Raw genomic sequence first — 14,767 nt, 5'->3', positions numbered from 1 at the left:
GGCTGTCTCACTCATGCGTACGGTCGATGCGGAGCACGCCGCGTTGTGGGTCGGTGTCGACGTCGGTACGCAGAGCCTGCGAGTCCTCATCGCGGACGGTACCGGTCGTGAGGTGGGCCGCGGCACCAGCCGGCTGCACAGCCAGCGCGCCGCCGGGTCGCGGCACTGGCAGCGGCCGGAGGACTGGTGGGACGCGTTCGGCTCGGCATGCCGCGAGGCGACCGCCGCCCTGGCCGGCGCCGGCCAGGCCTCGAGTGCCTCGCGCATCGCCGGGGTCGCGATCGCGGCGACCTCCGGCACCTTCCTGTTGGCCGACGAAGCGGGCTCGCCATGCACGCCCGCGCTGATGTACGACGATGCCCGCGCCGTGGCGCAGGCCGCGCAGGTGCAGGCGGCCGGTTCCGAGCGGTGGACCGCCCTCGGCTACGCGATCCAGCCCGCCTGGGCACTGCCCAAGCTGCTGTGGCTGGCCCAGCAGGCGAGCCCGCCGATACGCGCCGGGCTGGCCGACGGTCGGCTGCGGCTGCTGCACTGCGCGGACTACCTGGCCTCCCGGCTGCACGGCGGGCCGGTGGCCACCGACTGGAGCAACGCGCTGAAGACCGGGTACGACTGCGACCTCGGTGCCTGGCCGGCCGACGTGCTCGACCGGCTCGGCATCGACCCGATGGTGCTGCCCGCGGTGGTGCGGCCGGGCAGCGCCATCGGCACGGTCGGCCGGGACGGCGCGCGGCACACCGGTCTGCCCGCCGGCACGCCGATCCGGGCCGGCCTCACCGACGGGTGCGCCGCCCAGGTGGCCGCGGGCGCGTTGCGCCCGGGCGCCTGGAACTCGGTGCTGGGCACCACGCTGGTACTCAAGGGAGTGACCGAGCGGCGGCTGGCCGACCCCGACGGCGCGGTGTATTCGCACCGACATCCGGACGGCGGCTGGCTGCCCGGTGGCGCGTCGAACATCGGCGCCGGTGCCCTCGCCGCCTGGTTCCCCGGCGTGGACCACGAGCGGGCCGATGCCGACGCGGCCCGGCACGAGCCGGCCGACCGCCTGGTATACCCGCTGACCGCCACCGGTGAGCGCTTCCCGTTCGTGCGCCCCGACGCCGAACCGTTCGAGATCGGCGGGCTGGTCGACGGCTCCGACCGGTACGCGGCCGTGCTGCAGAGCGTCGCGTACGTGGAGCGGCTGTGCTACGCGGTGCTGCGCCGGCTCGGCGCGGACGTGACCGGGGCGCTGTTCCTGACCGGTGGTGCCACCGCCAGCCCGTACTGGACGCAGCTGCGCGCCGACATCCTCGGTCGCGCCGTCCGGCTGCCCGACTGCCCGGAGCCCGCGTTCGGGATGGCCGTGGTGGCGGCCGCCGGGGACGGACCGCTCACCGAGACCGCGCGGCGCATGGTGCGCGCGAGCCGCACCGTCGAGCCGCGGCCAGGCGCCGCCGCCCGGTTCGCGGATACCTACCGCCGGTTCCTCGACGCGCTCGCCGCCCGCGGCTGGATCTCCGATGACCTCGCGCGCTACGCCCAGGAGCTGACATGACCACCGTTGTCCTCGTCCGGCACGGCCGCACCGCCTGGCACCAGCCCAACCGCTACACCGGGCGCAGCGACCTGCCGCTGGACGAACAGGGGCAGCGGCAGGCCGCGGCGCTGCCCGGCTGGGCGCGCGATCACGGCTTCACCACGGTGGCCTGCTCGCCGTTGCTGCGAGCGCGGCAGACCGCGGCGCCCACCGCGCACGCGCTGGGCCTTGCTCCGCTGGTCGACGCCCGGCTCGCCGAGCTCGACTTCGGCGACGCCGAAGGGTGCACCCTGGCGGAAGTCCGCGCGGCCGATCCCGACGTGGCGGACCGGTTCGAGGCCGACCCGGTGGCCGGCCACTTTCCCGGCGGCGAGGCACCGGCGCAGGCCGCCGCCCGGTTCGCCGCCGCCCTCGGTGACCTGGTCGATGCCGGCACCGGGGACGCGGCGACGCCGGCCGACGCGCCGATCCTGGTGATCGCGCACAGCACGATCATCCGGCTGCACCTGTGCGCCGTGCTCGGCCTGCCGCTGCGCGACTACCGGCGCCGGCTGCCCCGGCTGGATCCGGTGGCCGCGACCGCCCTGCGATACCCTTCGCGACCCGAGGAACCGGTCGCGCTGCTGGCGTTCAACGTTCCCGTCCGGTCAGGATCGACGCCATGACCACCGAGCAACGGCCCGGCGACGACGTCGCCGACACGAGCGCGCCGGGCGTCCGGCGCAACCGGCCCGGACAGCGCCAGTCCGAGATCGCGGAGTACGTGGTGCAGCACGGCTCCATCTCCGCCAACGAACTCGCCGAGATGTTCCACGTCAGCCAGATGACCGTGCACCGTGACCTGGACGAGCTGGAGCGCCGCGGCGTGGTGCGCCGCTACCGCGGCGGGGTCAGCGCGCAGGCGTCCAGCGTGTTCGAGAGCAACGTGGCGTACCGGTTGCGGGCTGGCCGCGACGCCAAGGCGGCAATGGCCAGGCACGCGCGAACCCTGATCGAACCGGGGATGGCGGTGATGCTGGACGACTCCACCACCACGCTGGAACTGGCCCGGCTGCTGGAGGATCTCACCCCGCTGACCGTCATCACCAACTTCCTGGAGACCATCAAGCTGCTGACCGGGGTTCGCGGCATCCGCTTGATCGCGCTCGGCGGCGAGTACGCGCCGACCCACGACTCCTTTCTCGGCGTGCCCTGCATCGAGGCGATCGAGGCGCTGCGGGTCGACATGCTGTTCGCCTCCACCTCGGCGGTCTCCGGCAACTACGCCTACCACCAGGAACAAGAGATCGTTCTGGTCAAACGGGCGATGATCGCGGCGGCGCGGCGCTCGGTGCTGATGGTCGACCACACCAAGCTCGGCAAGGCCGCCCTGCACCGGCTCGCCCCGCTCAGCGACGTCGACCTGGTCGTGACCGACACCAAGGCACCCGAGGACGCGCTGCTGGAGATGCGGGAGAACGCCGTTGCCTACGTCGCCGTCTGAGCCGTCCATGCCGCCAGCCGACCATGAGCGTGGCCGCGCCCGTGAGCGTAACCGCGCCCGGGCCGCGACGCAGGCGGGCTTGGACGCGCCGTACGTGATCGGGGTCGACGCCGGTACGACGGTGACCAAGGCGGTCGCGTTCGGCATCGACGGCACCCAGCTGTGCCGCATCGCCCGGCCGACCCAGCTGAACCGGCCCGCACCCGGGCGGTACGAGCAGGACACCGACCAGGTGGTCGCCTCCGTCGTGGAGGTGCTCGCCGCACTCGCCGCCCGGCTGGCCGGCCGTCGAGCCCTGGCGGTCGGGGTGACCGGGCAGGGCGACGGGCTGTGGCTGGTGGACCCGCACGGCCGCCCGGTGCGTCCGGCGATGTCCTGGCTGGACGCGCGGGCCGCGCCGATCGTGTCGGACTGGTCGGCCGACGGCAGGCTGGTGGCGGCGTATCGGCGCACCGGCGGCCTGATGTTCTCGGGGTCGGCCGGGCCGCTGCTCGCCTGGCTCGACGCCCACGAGCCCGGTGACCTGGCCGCCGCGGCCACCGCCGGCTACTGCAAGGACGTCGTGCTGCAGCGGCTGACCGGGGTACGGGCGACCGATGTCTCCGACGCGTCGCTGCCGTTTCTCGACCCGCACACCCGGGACTATGACGCGTCCGTGCTTGACCTGCTCGGGCTGGCCCGCTGGCGGCACCTGCTGGCACCGGTGCGCAGCCAGCCAGCCGGCGAACTGCGGGCCAGCGGCACCGGGCTGCCGGCGGGAACCCCGGTCATCGCCGGACCGTACGACCTGCCGGCCAGCGCCTGGGGTGCCGGCGTGTCGGCGACCGGCGACGGGCTGCTCATCGTGGGCACCACGCTGGCCTGTCAGGTGCTGCGGGACCGGGTCGATACCGGCGGCGAGCCGAGCGGGCTCACCATCTCCACCTGGGAAGCCGGGCGGTGGCTGCGAGCCCTGCCGGCGATGGTCGGCACCGCCGCGCTGGACTGGGTGCTGCGGCTGGTCGGCGTCGGCATCGACCGGCTGCCCGCGCTGCTGTCCACCGGGCGCGCCGACGGGCTGACCGTGCTGCCGTTCTTCGCCGAGGCCGGCGAGCGGGCGCCGTTCGTGGAGCCGAACGCCCGGGCCCGCATCGACGGGATGCATCTGGGTACCGAGGCCCCCGACCTGGTCCGGGCGACCGCCGAGGCGATCGCCTACAGCGCCCGGCACTGCCTGACCGAGGCGGGCCTGACCGGCGAGGTCACCGCGTGCGGTGGCGGCGTACGCTCCGCCGGCTGGGCGCAGATCTTCGCCGACGTGCTGGGCCGCCCGGTGCGGGTGCTGACCGACGACGAGACCGGAGCCCGGGGCGCGGCGCTCGCCGCGCTGCGCGTCATCGGGGAGCCACCGCTGGCCCACGCGCCCACCGGTCACACGTACGAGCCGGACCCGGCCACCGCCGGCCGGTACCAGGACGGCTACGCCCGCTACCTGGACCACTTGGCGCAGGCCCGGGCCGGCTGGGCACACTCACCCTCGAAGGAGAGCATTCCGTGACGCGCATCCTGGTCGCCGGAGACCATTTCGTGACGCCCGAGCTGGTTACCGAGGCGCTGCACGCCCGGATCGGCGGGGGACTGGACCTCCACCCGCTGACCGGGCCGTGGCCGCTGGTCCCGTTCGGTCCCGTCGCCGAGGTCGATGAGGCGTCCGATACCGAGGACGAGCTGATCGCCGCGCTGCCCGGCGTCCAGATCGCGATCACGCAGATGGGCCCGTTCACCCGCCGCGTGCTGGCCGCCGCCGACGCGCTCAAGCTCATCGTGGTCTGCCGGGGCGGCCCGGTCAACGTCAACCTCGACGCCGCCGCGGAGCGCGGAATCGAGGTCCGCTCCACGCCCGGCCGCAACGCGGTCGCCGCGGCCGAGCACACCGTGGCCCTGCTGCTCGCCGCCCTGCGCCGGCTGCCGGAGCTGCACGCCACGGTGCTGGCCGGGCAGTGGCGCAGCGACCTGTACGCGCTCGACGAGGTCGGTGGCGAGCTGGCCGGTGCCACGGTGGGGTTGATCGGGTACGGGGCGATCGGGCGGCGGGTGGGTCGGATACTGCGTGCCTTCGACGCCGAGGTGCTGGTGTACGACCCGTACGCCGACCCGTCCACCTTGGACGGTGCCCGGGTAACCGACCTGGACTCGCTGCTGGAACGCTCCTCGGTGGTGAGCCTGCACGCGCGGCTGACCGCCGAGACCGAGCGCATCATCGGCGCCCGGGAACTGGCGCTGCTGCCCGAGGGCGCGGTAGTGGTGAACACCGCGCGCGGCGGGCTGCTCGACTACGAGGCGATCGCCGACGCGCTGGAGTCGGGACGGCTCGGCGCGGCCGCGTTCGACGTCTTCGACGCGGAGCCGCTGCCGGCCGCGTCCCGGATCCGCACCGCGCCCCGGGTGGTGCTGACCCCGCATCTGGCCGGCGCCACGCGGCAGACCGCGATCCGGGCGGCCTCGCTCGCCGCCGACGCGGTGGCCGACTACCTCAGTCGCTGACCGCGCCTACGACCGCCGGGCCCGACCGCCGGGCCCGGTGTGCCACCGGACCCGGCGATGTCAGCGTGCGTCGGCTGGATCGCGCCCTACGTCAGGCGTGCGCCCTACGTCAGGCGTGCGCCTACATCAGGCGTGCGCCCTGCGCCGCCGGACCAGCAGCACCAACCCCGCGCCGACGACGAGCGACGCCAGGCCGCCGAGGATCGAGCCGGACAGGTACCGGTAGCCGGTGATCGGCAGCTTGCCCTTGACCGGGATCGTCAGGACGGACTCCGGTGAGGTCACCGGGGGGCCGGACGGCGGCGTCCCGGTCACCGTCGCGACATCCCGCAGCGACTGCCGCGAGTAGTCTGCCTTGGACACCGTGTAGCTGGCCTGGCAGGTGATCGACGCCCCGGCGGCCAGGGTGACCGATCCGTTCGCGATACCCGTCGGGCCGCAGGTGATCGGTCCGAGGTCGGTCGCCTGCGCCGGGGCGGTCAACGTGTCGTCCACCCGTACACCGGTCAGGGTGGCGTCGCCGGTGTTCGTGACGGTGTAGGTGAACGGGACCCGCTGGCCCGGCGCGTTGATCTCCGTGGTGGTCGAGGACTTCCGCACGGTGATCGAGGTGGCGTACGCCCCCGTCACCACCGCCGAGGACGGGTTGGAGCGCACCGGCTGCGAGGGTGGCTGGCCCGGGATGTCCGGCGGGGTACCGATGGCGACCGCGGTGTTCGCCACGCTCCCGGCGTCGATGTCGGCCTGCGTGACGGCGTAGTCCGCGGTGCAGGCCACGCTCGCGCCGGCGGTCAGCGCCACGCTGCCGCTGGGTACCGGCGGGGCTCCGCACGTGATCGGGCCCAGCGCCCCGGTACCCGAGAAGGACGTCTCGTCGATGGCGACCTGACGCAGCACGGTGGTTCCGGTATTGCTGACGAGGAAGGTGTACGTGACGTGGTCACCGGCGCGGTGCACGGTGCCCGGATCGACGGACTTGGTGAGGGCGATCGCCGGACGGAAAACCGGGATGTTCACCGCCGACGGTGGCGACACCGGTGCCGGTCCCGACGGTGGGATGCCCGTCGCCGTCGCCACGTCCGAGATCATCGTGTGGTCGAAGTCGTTCTGGGTCACCGTGTAGGTGGCCCGGCACTCGATCGTCTCACCCGGTGCCAGGCTGACCTGGCCGTTCGGGATGTCGGTCGGGCCGCAGGTGATCGGCCCGAGGGATCCGCGTAGCGCCGGGGTCAGCGGGATGTCGTTCACGGCGACCCCGGTCAGGGTCAGGCCGCCGGTGTTGACGACCTGGAACGCGTAGGGCACCTGCTGCCCCACCGCCGTGACCGCGGCCGTGGTGGAGGTCTTGACCACCGTGATGTCGGCGACCAGGCCGGCGGCCGGGATGTCCAGGTCGGCCGGCGGCGAGTCGATCGGGGTGGTCGTACCGGTGGGCGTGCCGTGCGCCACCGCCACATCGGCCAGCAATTCGTTGTCCAGGTCGGCCTGGGTGATCGTGTACGTGGCGCTACACGTGGTGGACACGCCCGGGGCCAGGCTCGTGGCCAGGCAGGTGATCGGTCCCAGGTTGGCGTTGGACGACGGCGGGGTCTGGGTGTCGGTCACGTTGACGTTGTTGAGGGTCAGGCTGCCGGTGTTCACCACCCGAAACGTGTACGGCACCTGCTGGCCGACCGTCGTGATGGCGTTCGTGGTGGAGGTCTTGACCACCGTGATGTCGGCGACCAGGCCGGCGGCCGGGATGTCCAGGTCGGCCGGCGGCGAGTCGATCGGGGTGGTCGTGCCGGTGGGGGTGCCGTGTGCCACCGCGACATCGGCCAGTGATTCGTTGTCCAGGTCTGCCTGGGTCACCGTGTACGTCGCGGTGCAGACCACCAATTCGGACGGGGCCAGCGTGGTCGATGGGCAGGTGATCGGTCCCAGGTTGGCGTTGGACGACGGCGGAGTCTGGGTGTCGGTCACGCTGACGTTGTTCAGCGTCACGCCGCCGGTGTTCACCACCCAGAAGGTGTACGGCACCTGCTGCCCGACCGTGCCGATGACCCTGGTCGTGGACGACTTCGCGACCGTGATCTCGGCCTGTGGCGCCGTCGCGGGGATGGTCAGCTGCGATGGCCCGGAGTCCACCGTCGGACCGCTGTTCGGGGTGCCGTGGGCGATCACGGTGTCCGACAGCGAGCCGTTGTCCAGGTCGGCCTGGGTCACGGTGTAGGTGGCGGTGCAGGTGGTGGACTCGCCCGGGGCCAGGGTGGTCGCGGGGCAGGTGATCGGGCCCAGGTTGACGTTGGACGACGGCGGGGTCTGGGTGTCGGTCACGTTCACGCTGCCGAGCGTGCGGTTGCCGACGTTGACGACCAGGAACGAGTAGGGCACCTGCTGGCCGACGGCGGTGATGGTGGCGGTGCTGGACGACTTCATCACGGCGATCTGCGCGATCAGGGGCGCGGCCTCGATGGTGAGGTCCGAGGGCGGCGAGTCGATCGGCGTCGTCGTCCCGGTCGGGGTGCCGCGGGCGATGGCGGTGTCCGACACCGCGTCGTTGTCCAGGTCGGCCTGGGTCACGGTGTAGGTGGCGGTGCAGGTGGTGGACGCGCCCGGCGCCAGGGTGGTCGCGGGGCAGGTGATCGGTCCCAGGTTGGCGTTGGACGACGGCGGGGTCTGGGTATCGGTCACGTTGACGCTGTTCAGGGTCAGGCCGCCGGTGTTGGTCACCAGGAACGAGTACGGCACCTGCTGCCCCACCGTGACGATGGCTCTGGTGGTCGAGGACTTCACGAGCGAGATGCTCGCCGTCAGGGGCGCGGCCGGGATGGTCAGGTCCGAGGGCGGCGAGTCGATCGGTGTCGTCGTCCCGGTCGGGGTGCCGTGGGCGATGGCGGTGTCCGACAGCGAATCGTTGTCCAGGTCGGCCTGGGTCACGGTGTAGGTGGCGGTACAGGTCATGGACTCGCCGGGGGCGAGGGTGGTCGACGGGCAGGCGATCGGCCCCAGGTTCGCGTTCGAGGACGGCGGGGTCTGGGTGTCGGTCAGGTTCACGTTGGTCAGCGGCACTTCGCCGTTGTTCGCGACCCAGAACGAGTACGGCACCTGCTGGCCCACGGTGCTGATTGAGGTCGTGGTCGAGGACTTGACCACCGCTATGCTCGCCGGGGGCGCCCCGCCGCAGGACAGCGTCGTGCTGAACGGAAAGTAATGGATCTCGCCACCCCGGTGGTCGAGGGTGCGGGTGATGATGCTGCCCTCGGTGTTGGTGGGGGACACGTCGATCAGCGCGGCGTTGGGGGCGTAGATGGTGCCCTCGACGGTCGCCGATGCGGCGGTGAGCGTCAGCGTGGTCGCGGTCGGGAAATTGAACATGACGTACTGGGCCTGGGTGCCGCCGATACCCGACATGTTCGGGACGGTCCAGGCGTAGTTGTTGCCCACGCCGCTGGTGTCGACGTTGACCAGCAGGGGTGTGGTGGGGTTGGGCTGGTTGGCGAAGGTGAGAATGGCGATGTTGTTGAGGTCGGCGGCGCTCAGGTTGAGCACGTTGGTGACGCCGGGGTCGAGCGTGACGACCGCGTTGCTGCCCGGCGGGATCGGCCGGGGCAGCACGTCGCCGTTGGGGTTGCGCAGCACCACGGTGTTGCCGCAGGTGCCCAGGCTGGTGGACGTGGTGCGGAAGGTGCTGAAGGCGGCGCCGAAGTTGATTGGCGAGGTCGGCCCGACGCTCGGCACCGGCTGCCTGGTCGTCAGTTCGACCCGGGGGAACGCGTCGTAGTTGTTCGCCGGCAGGATGCGGGTGTTGACCGCTGCCGAGTTGTTGTCGGTGTCGCGCACGAAGGTCCCGGTGAGGTTGCCGACCTTGGCGTACCCGCCGCTGAGTATCTGGAGACGGCTACCCGGCACGCTGCCGGCGAAGTTCACCGATCCGCCCACGACCAGCGCGCTGGGGTTGGCGTCGCCCGGCACCACGAACGAACCGGACGAGTTTCCGGCCAGTTGGTAGTTGCCGAAGGTGAGATCGCCGCCCACCGCCATGGTGCCTTCGTTCTCGTCGTTGACGACGTTGGCGTTGCCCTCGGTCATCACGCCGAAACTCAGCGCGGGCGCCACCGGATTGACGGGCCCCACGGACGTGAGCGCCGCTTGGCTTAGTGCGCCGCGGTCCGCCCGTCCTTCCGGTGCGGCCGGGGGGACCGCCAGGGCCAGACCAGCCAGCAGGCTCAGGACCGTCGCTGCCGGGGCGCTACGCCTCGCGGCGGCCATCAATCGGCTCATTCCACTCCAGTCTCCGTACAACCAGACGAAGAGATAGAAGCAAGTATTTGTCCAAAGAAGCCAGTAATGGGGTTATTTAGCCTAATCGAGTGAGTCGGAGAACGCCGGACCACCACCGCCCGGTCTCCGCGTCGCGTCTTCCCACGAACCAGAGAACGTCTCGTGGATCGCGGCGCTGGGTCACGGCACCTCGGCGGGCGTGCCTCGCCGCCGACCGGAGGTGTAGACAGGTACACCCCTGTTCGGCAGCTGACTCCATCGTCGCCGTGGCGTCCGGCCGGCATTGTCGAGGGCGTGAACGCTGAAAACCTCCTGACGGCGCCGACCGCCGACCGCGACCCGGTACCGCGCCCCGAGCCCACGGTGCCGGCACGGCGAGCCCCGCGCATGGCGGCCGTGATCGGCCTGTACTACCTCGTGACGATGCTGGGCGCCGGGGCGCTCGGGCTCATGCAGCCGCTGCTGCGGGTGGACCCCGTGGTCATCGAGCTCACCCAGTTCGGACCGGTGCTGGGCGTGCTGGCCGTGGTGCTGGTCTGGCGCCGAGGCTGGCGCCCGCCGCTGGCCGCGGGGCTGGGGCTGTCCCGGCGGGTACTGGTCCGGCTGCTCGCCATCGTCGCGATCGGCGCCGGCATCTTCGCGGCCACGATCGGCGCGTACGCGTTGCTCGGCGCCGACGTGGAGTACACGCACCCGGGCGCGCTGCCCCACCCGTTCTGGGTGATCGCCGCCGCTCAACTGCTCGGCGCCTGTGCCGAAGAGTTCGGCTGGCGCTGCTTCCTCCAGCCCTACCTGCGCACCCGGTACGGGGTGATGACCTCCGGCACGATCGTGGGTGTGCTGTGGGGCCTCTGGCACGTGCAGGTGTTCGGCTACGGGCCGGCCTACGCCGCCGCGTTCCTGACGTCCGCCATCGCGCTGTCCGTCATCCTGGCGGTCGTGCTGGAAGGGGCTCGGGGGCGCCACCTGCTCATCGCGGGCGGCTTCCATGCCCTGGTCAATCTCGGCCTATTGTTGCTGATGCCCGAGGAGACCGGTGACCTGAGGGCGGAAGTGCTCGTCGCGTCCGCCAGCGTGCTCGCCGCGCTCGTCGTGGCGGGGGCGCGTGCGGCCGGCGGTTGGCCGTGGACGCGTCGGCTGGGGGAGGGCCAATGACAGACGGTACGGGCGGTGGCCCGGGTATCCGGCGATTGCCGTCGCGTCTGGCGGCGCCGGCAGAGGGACTGTCACTGGTGGGCACCGCGATCGTCGGGTGGGTCGCGGTGCTGGCCGTGGCCGGTGCCGCCATCCTGATTCCGGTCGGGGCCGGCGTGCCGTGGTTCCCGGCTGCGGCCACCTGGCTGCGATCGCTCGCCAACCGCTCCCGGGCCCGGGCGGACCTCTGGTTCGCGGCGGCAGCGCCGAACGGGGTCGCCGCGCCGGAGCAGGCGGCACCGGAGCAGGCGGCACCGGAGCAGGCAGTACTGGGGGAGCTGCGCCAGCTGCCGCCCTGGGTCGCGCGACGGGACGGATTCGTCGGTCGGCTGCTGCTGTGCCGGACCATCCTCACCGACCCGGCGTTCCGGGCGGAGGTGCTCTGGGCGACCATTGACCCGCTCAGCGGCGCGGTGCTGGCCATCGTGCCGTTCGGCCTCATCCTCTACGGGGTGTTCGGTGCGCTGGCGCAGCCGTTCCTGTGGGCGACGATCCACGCGTTCGCCGACGGCAACTACTACGCGTTCATCCACGTCGACAGCTGGACCAACGCGATCCTGGCCATCCCGCTCGGCCTGGCCTTCCTCGCGCTCGGCGTCTGGTCGGGTCCGTGGTGGCTGCGCTGCCACGCGAGGCTCACCCGGCGGCTGCTCGGCGCCGGGCGCGCCCAACTGGCCCGGGAGCGCGTCGAGCTGACCCGCCGGGTCGAGCAGCTCGACGGCATCCGGACCGAGGTGACCGACGCCTCCGCCGCCGAGCTGCGCCGCATCGAGCGCGACCTGCACGACGGGGCGCAGGCTCGGCTGGTGGCCATGGGCATGAGCCTGGACGCCGCCGAACGGCAGCTGGAACGCGACCCGGACTCGGCGCGTGCCCTGCTCCTGCAGGCCCGGCAGGCATCGTCGGCGGCGCTGGCGGACCTGCGCGACCTCGTTCGGGGAATCCACCCACCGGTGCTGGCCGACCGGGGCCTGCCCGACGCGGTGCGCGCGCTGGCGCTGGACATGGTGCCGGACGTGACGGTCGACGCCGCCATCCCGGCGCGGCTGTCACCACCCACGGAGGCGGCGGCCTACTTCGCCGTGAACGAGGTCCTGACCAACGCGGCCAAGCACTCCGGCGCCAAGCGGATCGACGTCGACCTGCGGTACGACGCCGGCCGGCTGCGCATCGAGGTGACCGACGACGGCAGCGGCGGCGCGGACCCCGCACGCGGCAGCGGACTGCGCGGGATCATCCGGCGGCTGGCCGCGTTCGACGGCACCCTCGCCCTGGACAGCCCGCCCGGCGGGCCCACCACCGTTCGAATGGAGATCCCGTGCGCGTTGTCATCGCCGAAGACCTCTTCCTCCTGAGGGACGGCCTGACGCACCTGCTGCGCGAGCACGGCTTCGACATCGTCGCCGCCGTCGAGGACGGCCCCGCCCTGCTGCACGCGCTGCGCACCGAGGCCCCGGACGTCGCCGTGGTCGACATCCGGCTCCCGCCGTCGTTCACCGACGACGGGCTGCGGGCGGCGCTGGCCGCCCGCCAGGAGCGTCCCGGCCTGCCGATCCTGCTGCTGTCCCAGTACGTCGAGCCGCTGTACGCGCGGGAGCTGCTCGCCGACGAGGCCGGGGCGATCGGGTACCTGCTCAAGGACCGGGTCTCCGACGCCGGCCGGTTCGTCGAGGCGGTGCGCCAGGTGGCCTCGGGGGGTACGGTGCTGGACCCCCACGTCGTGTCCCGCCTCCTGGTGCGCAGCACCGCCCGCGGTACCGTCGATGCCCTCACCGACCGGGAGCGTGACGTGCTCGGCCTGATGGCCGAGGGCCGGTCCAACTCGGCGATCAGCCAGCGGCTGTACATCAGCGAGAGCGCGGTCACCAAGCACACGGCCAGCATCTTCGCCAAGCTGGACCTGCCGGTCTCCAACGACGACAACCGCCGCGTCCTGGCCGTGCTGGCATACCTCAACCGCTGAGGCCGCGCGCCGCACCACCCGCTGTACGTCCCGGTACTCAGCCGGCCGCCGGCACTCAGCTCACCGCCTGCCTCATCAGCGCGCCGATCCTCGCCTCGGCGGCGGCGGTCAGCTCGGTCAGGGCGTACGAGGCCGGCCACCTGGCCTCCTCATCGAGGTTGGCCTCGTCACTGAAGCCGAGCGTCGCGTACCGCGTCTTGAATTTCGCCGCGCTCTGGAAGAAACAGGCCACCTTGCCGTCCCGCGTGTGACCAGGCGCTGGAGCCGCTCGGCCGGACCATCGAACTCGCGCGCGAGCTGGACCGGCCGCACGACGAGAGGCTCGCCCGTGAGGCGCGAAAGATCGTGTGCGCCGCCCGCTGAGCCATGACCCGGCTCCTTACTTGCGCGAGTGGAAAGTTATCAGTAATGTTTCCGGTGTGGAAAGTATTGCCCTGCGGGAGCAGCTCAAGGCGGCCGAGCGTGGCGCCGCTGCCCCTTACGTCGACTACCCACCCACCCCGTGGTGGTATGCGCCAGCCATCGGTGCCTGGGTCGCCGCCGTGATCGGCACCTTCGCCTGGTGGCGGGTGAACGCGGGCCTGTTCCTGGGCTCACTCGCCGCCCTGATCGCCGTCGAGGCACTGTTCGTCGTCTGGTTGCGGCGCCGGCACGGCGCGTTTCCGATGCCGGGCAAGGGAACGCCGCCAGCCGAGATCGCCGGAGTCTGGCGCGGATACCTGCTTGCCCTGCCCCTGGTCGCTGTTCTCGTCGGTCTCGTGTGGTGGCTGGTGGGCGTTGGCGTAGCGGCCGGTGCCGCTTTCGTCCTCGTGACGGTTGGCCTGACCGTTTATGAGCGGCGTTATGGCGTGGCCGCCGCCAGGACCCGGGCCCGCCTCCAATGATCGATGGGCTGGATCCGGTGATCCACGTGCCCAAGCGGCTGGCCGCCATGGCCGTCCTGGCCAACGCCCCGTCGGTCTCGTTCCGGTTCCTGAAGGACCATCTGCAGATCAGCGAGTCGGACCTGTCGAAACAGATGTCGACTCTGGAAGCCGCCGCCTACGTCAGCTCGACGAAGGTCGGTCATGGCCGCGGGGGAAGCACGACCTACCGGATAACGGCGGCCGGACAGCAAGCCTACGAACAGCATGTCGCGGCCCTGAGAACGCTGATCGGCGACGCCTAGCGCTAACTTCGGCCTGGCCGTTAAGGCGTCAGCAGCTCCGTCCGGTACTCGGCCGCGAGCCGGGCGGCACGCTCCTTGCGCTCGCCCTGCTCGGCTTCGGTGAGGGACGGAGGCGGCGCGGTCGGCCCATCGACCAGGTCGCCGATTCGCAGGAAAAACTCGTCCTGCCCCGACGGCGTGCACATACACAGCATGCGCGCCGGCTCGTGAGAGGCGTTACGGAAGAAATGCGGAGCGTTCGCCGGGATGTTGATCGTCTCGCCGGCCCGCACGACGGTCCGCTCACCGCGAAAGGTGAATTCCACTGCCCCGTCGAGCAGCGTGAACATCTCTTCGAAGTCGTGGCGGTGCGGTGCCGGGCCACCGCCCGGCGGCACGCGCATGTCGATCAGGCAGTACCGACCGGCGGTCTGCTCGCCGGTCACGAGAATCGTGTAGGTGTCTCCGACGATCGCGACGTGCGCGACGCTGGCGTCCTCGGGCCGAGCGTGTACGAGCGCTCGTGTCTGGTCATCGGCCGGGATCGCGGTGGTGCCCATGCGACTCGCTCCTTACCTGGACTGCAACATCCCCTTTCTGGAGTGCCCTGGTCGCGACGGGCTAAACCGCGTGGGATGGGCCGCCCGGCGGGATCGGGAGGCCCATCGCCGTGCT

The 14,767-nt window shown here is 72.0% G+C and carries 13 protein-coding genes; 10 read left to right on the top strand and 3 right to left on the bottom strand.

Annotation, left to right across the window (positions count from 1 at the left end):
• Positions 1-13: 13 nt before the first annotated feature.
• From ABEA87_RS03045 to ABEA87_RS03025, 5 genes are all read left to right on the top strand, one after another.
• The gene (locus ABEA87_RS03045) at positions 14-1,537 is read left to right on the top strand and encodes an FGGY-family carbohydrate kinase (RefSeq protein ID WP_345625839.1); all 1,524 of its coding nucleotides are present in this window, start codon (positions 14-16) and stop codon (positions 1,535-1,537) included.
• A complete protein-coding gene (locus tag ABEA87_RS03040) occupies positions 1,534-2,184 on the top strand; it encodes a histidine phosphatase family protein (RefSeq protein ID WP_345625837.1) in 651 nt (216 codons plus the stop codon). The genes ABEA87_RS03045 and ABEA87_RS03040 overlap by 4 nt, the downstream gene beginning before the upstream one ends.
• Entirely contained in the window at positions 2,181-3,002 is an 822-nt protein-coding gene (locus ABEA87_RS03035) for a DeoR/GlpR family DNA-binding transcription regulator (protein ID WP_345625836.1), read from the top strand. The genes ABEA87_RS03040 and ABEA87_RS03035 overlap by 4 nt, the downstream gene beginning before the upstream one ends.
• A gap of 79 nt (positions 3,003-3,081) precedes the next feature.
• A complete protein-coding gene (locus ABEA87_RS03030) occupies positions 3,082-4,539 on the top strand; it encodes an FGGY-family carbohydrate kinase (RefSeq protein WP_345625834.1) in 1,458 nt (485 codons plus the stop codon).
• Positions 4,536-5,525, top strand: a complete 990-nt coding sequence (locus ABEA87_RS03025; RefSeq protein WP_345625832.1) for a 2-hydroxyacid dehydrogenase — start codon at positions 4,536-4,538, stop codon at positions 5,523-5,525. The genes ABEA87_RS03030 and ABEA87_RS03025 overlap by 4 nt, the downstream gene beginning before the upstream one ends.
• 126 nt (positions 5,526-5,651) lie before the next feature.
• Here the strand turns inward: ABEA87_RS03025 and ABEA87_RS03020 are convergent, their stop codons facing one another.
• Positions 5,652-9,776 (bottom strand): DUF7507 domain-containing protein, encoded by a 4,125-nt coding sequence (locus ABEA87_RS03020; RefSeq protein ID WP_425570764.1) that lies wholly within the window; start codon positions 9,774-9,776, stop codon positions 5,652-5,654.
• A gap of 306 nt (positions 9,777-10,082) precedes the next feature.
• Here ABEA87_RS03020 and ABEA87_RS03010 point away from each other — a divergent pair, with 306 nt between their 5' ends.
• From ABEA87_RS03010 to ABEA87_RS03000, 3 genes are read left to right on the top strand one after another with little or no spacing between them, the layout of a single operon-like run.
• A complete protein-coding gene (locus ABEA87_RS03010; RefSeq protein ID WP_345625830.1) occupies positions 10,083-10,943 on the top strand; it encodes a CPBP family intramembrane glutamic endopeptidase in 861 nt (286 codons plus the stop codon).
• Positions 10,940-12,337, top strand: coding sequence for a sensor histidine kinase (locus tag ABEA87_RS03005; protein WP_345625828.1), 1,398 nt, complete (start codon positions 10,940-10,942; stop codon positions 12,335-12,337). The genes ABEA87_RS03010 and ABEA87_RS03005 overlap by 4 nt, the downstream gene beginning before the upstream one ends.
• A complete protein-coding gene (locus tag ABEA87_RS03000) occupies positions 12,301-12,945 on the top strand; it encodes a response regulator transcription factor (RefSeq protein WP_345625826.1) in 645 nt (214 codons plus the stop codon). The genes ABEA87_RS03005 and ABEA87_RS03000 overlap by 37 nt, the downstream gene beginning before the upstream one ends.
• Before the next feature lie 55 nt (positions 12,946-13,000).
• On the opposite strand, the gene ABEA87_RS02995 is transcribed toward ABEA87_RS03000, so the two are convergent.
• Positions 13,001-13,177 (bottom strand): hypothetical protein, encoded by a 177-nt coding sequence (locus tag ABEA87_RS02995; RefSeq protein WP_345625824.1) that lies wholly within the window; start codon positions 13,175-13,177, stop codon positions 13,001-13,003.
• A gap of 187 nt (positions 13,178-13,364) precedes the next feature.
• Here ABEA87_RS02995 and ABEA87_RS02990 point away from each other — a divergent pair, with 187 nt between their 5' ends.
• The gene (locus tag ABEA87_RS02990; RefSeq protein ID WP_345625822.1) at positions 13,365-13,829 is read left to right on the top strand and encodes a hypothetical protein; all 465 of its coding nucleotides are present in this window, start codon (positions 13,365-13,367) and stop codon (positions 13,827-13,829) included.
• Positions 13,826-14,113 carry a transcriptional regulator gene (locus ABEA87_RS02985; protein ID WP_345625820.1) on the top strand — a complete coding sequence of 96 codons (288 nt, stop codon included), beginning with the start codon at positions 13,826-13,828 and terminating at the stop codon, positions 14,111-14,113. Before ABEA87_RS02990 ends, ABEA87_RS02985 begins: the two co-directional genes overlap by 4 nt.
• 20 nt (positions 14,114-14,133) lie before the next feature.
• Here the strand turns inward: ABEA87_RS02985 and ABEA87_RS02980 are convergent, their stop codons facing one another.
• Entirely contained in the window at positions 14,134-14,652 is a 519-nt protein-coding gene (locus tag ABEA87_RS02980) for a cupin domain-containing protein (protein WP_345625818.1), read from the bottom strand.
• Between the last annotated feature and the right edge of the window lie 115 nt (positions 14,653-14,767).

Origin of the sequence: Rugosimonospora acidiphila, from assembly GCF_039543385.1 — a bacterium.
GTDB classification, from domain to species: Bacteria; Actinomycetota; Actinomycetes; order Mycobacteriales; family Micromonosporaceae; genus Rugosimonospora; species Rugosimonospora acidiphila.
Note: the sequence above shows the minus strand (reverse complement) of the source record. Positions and strands in the feature narration are given on the sequence as shown.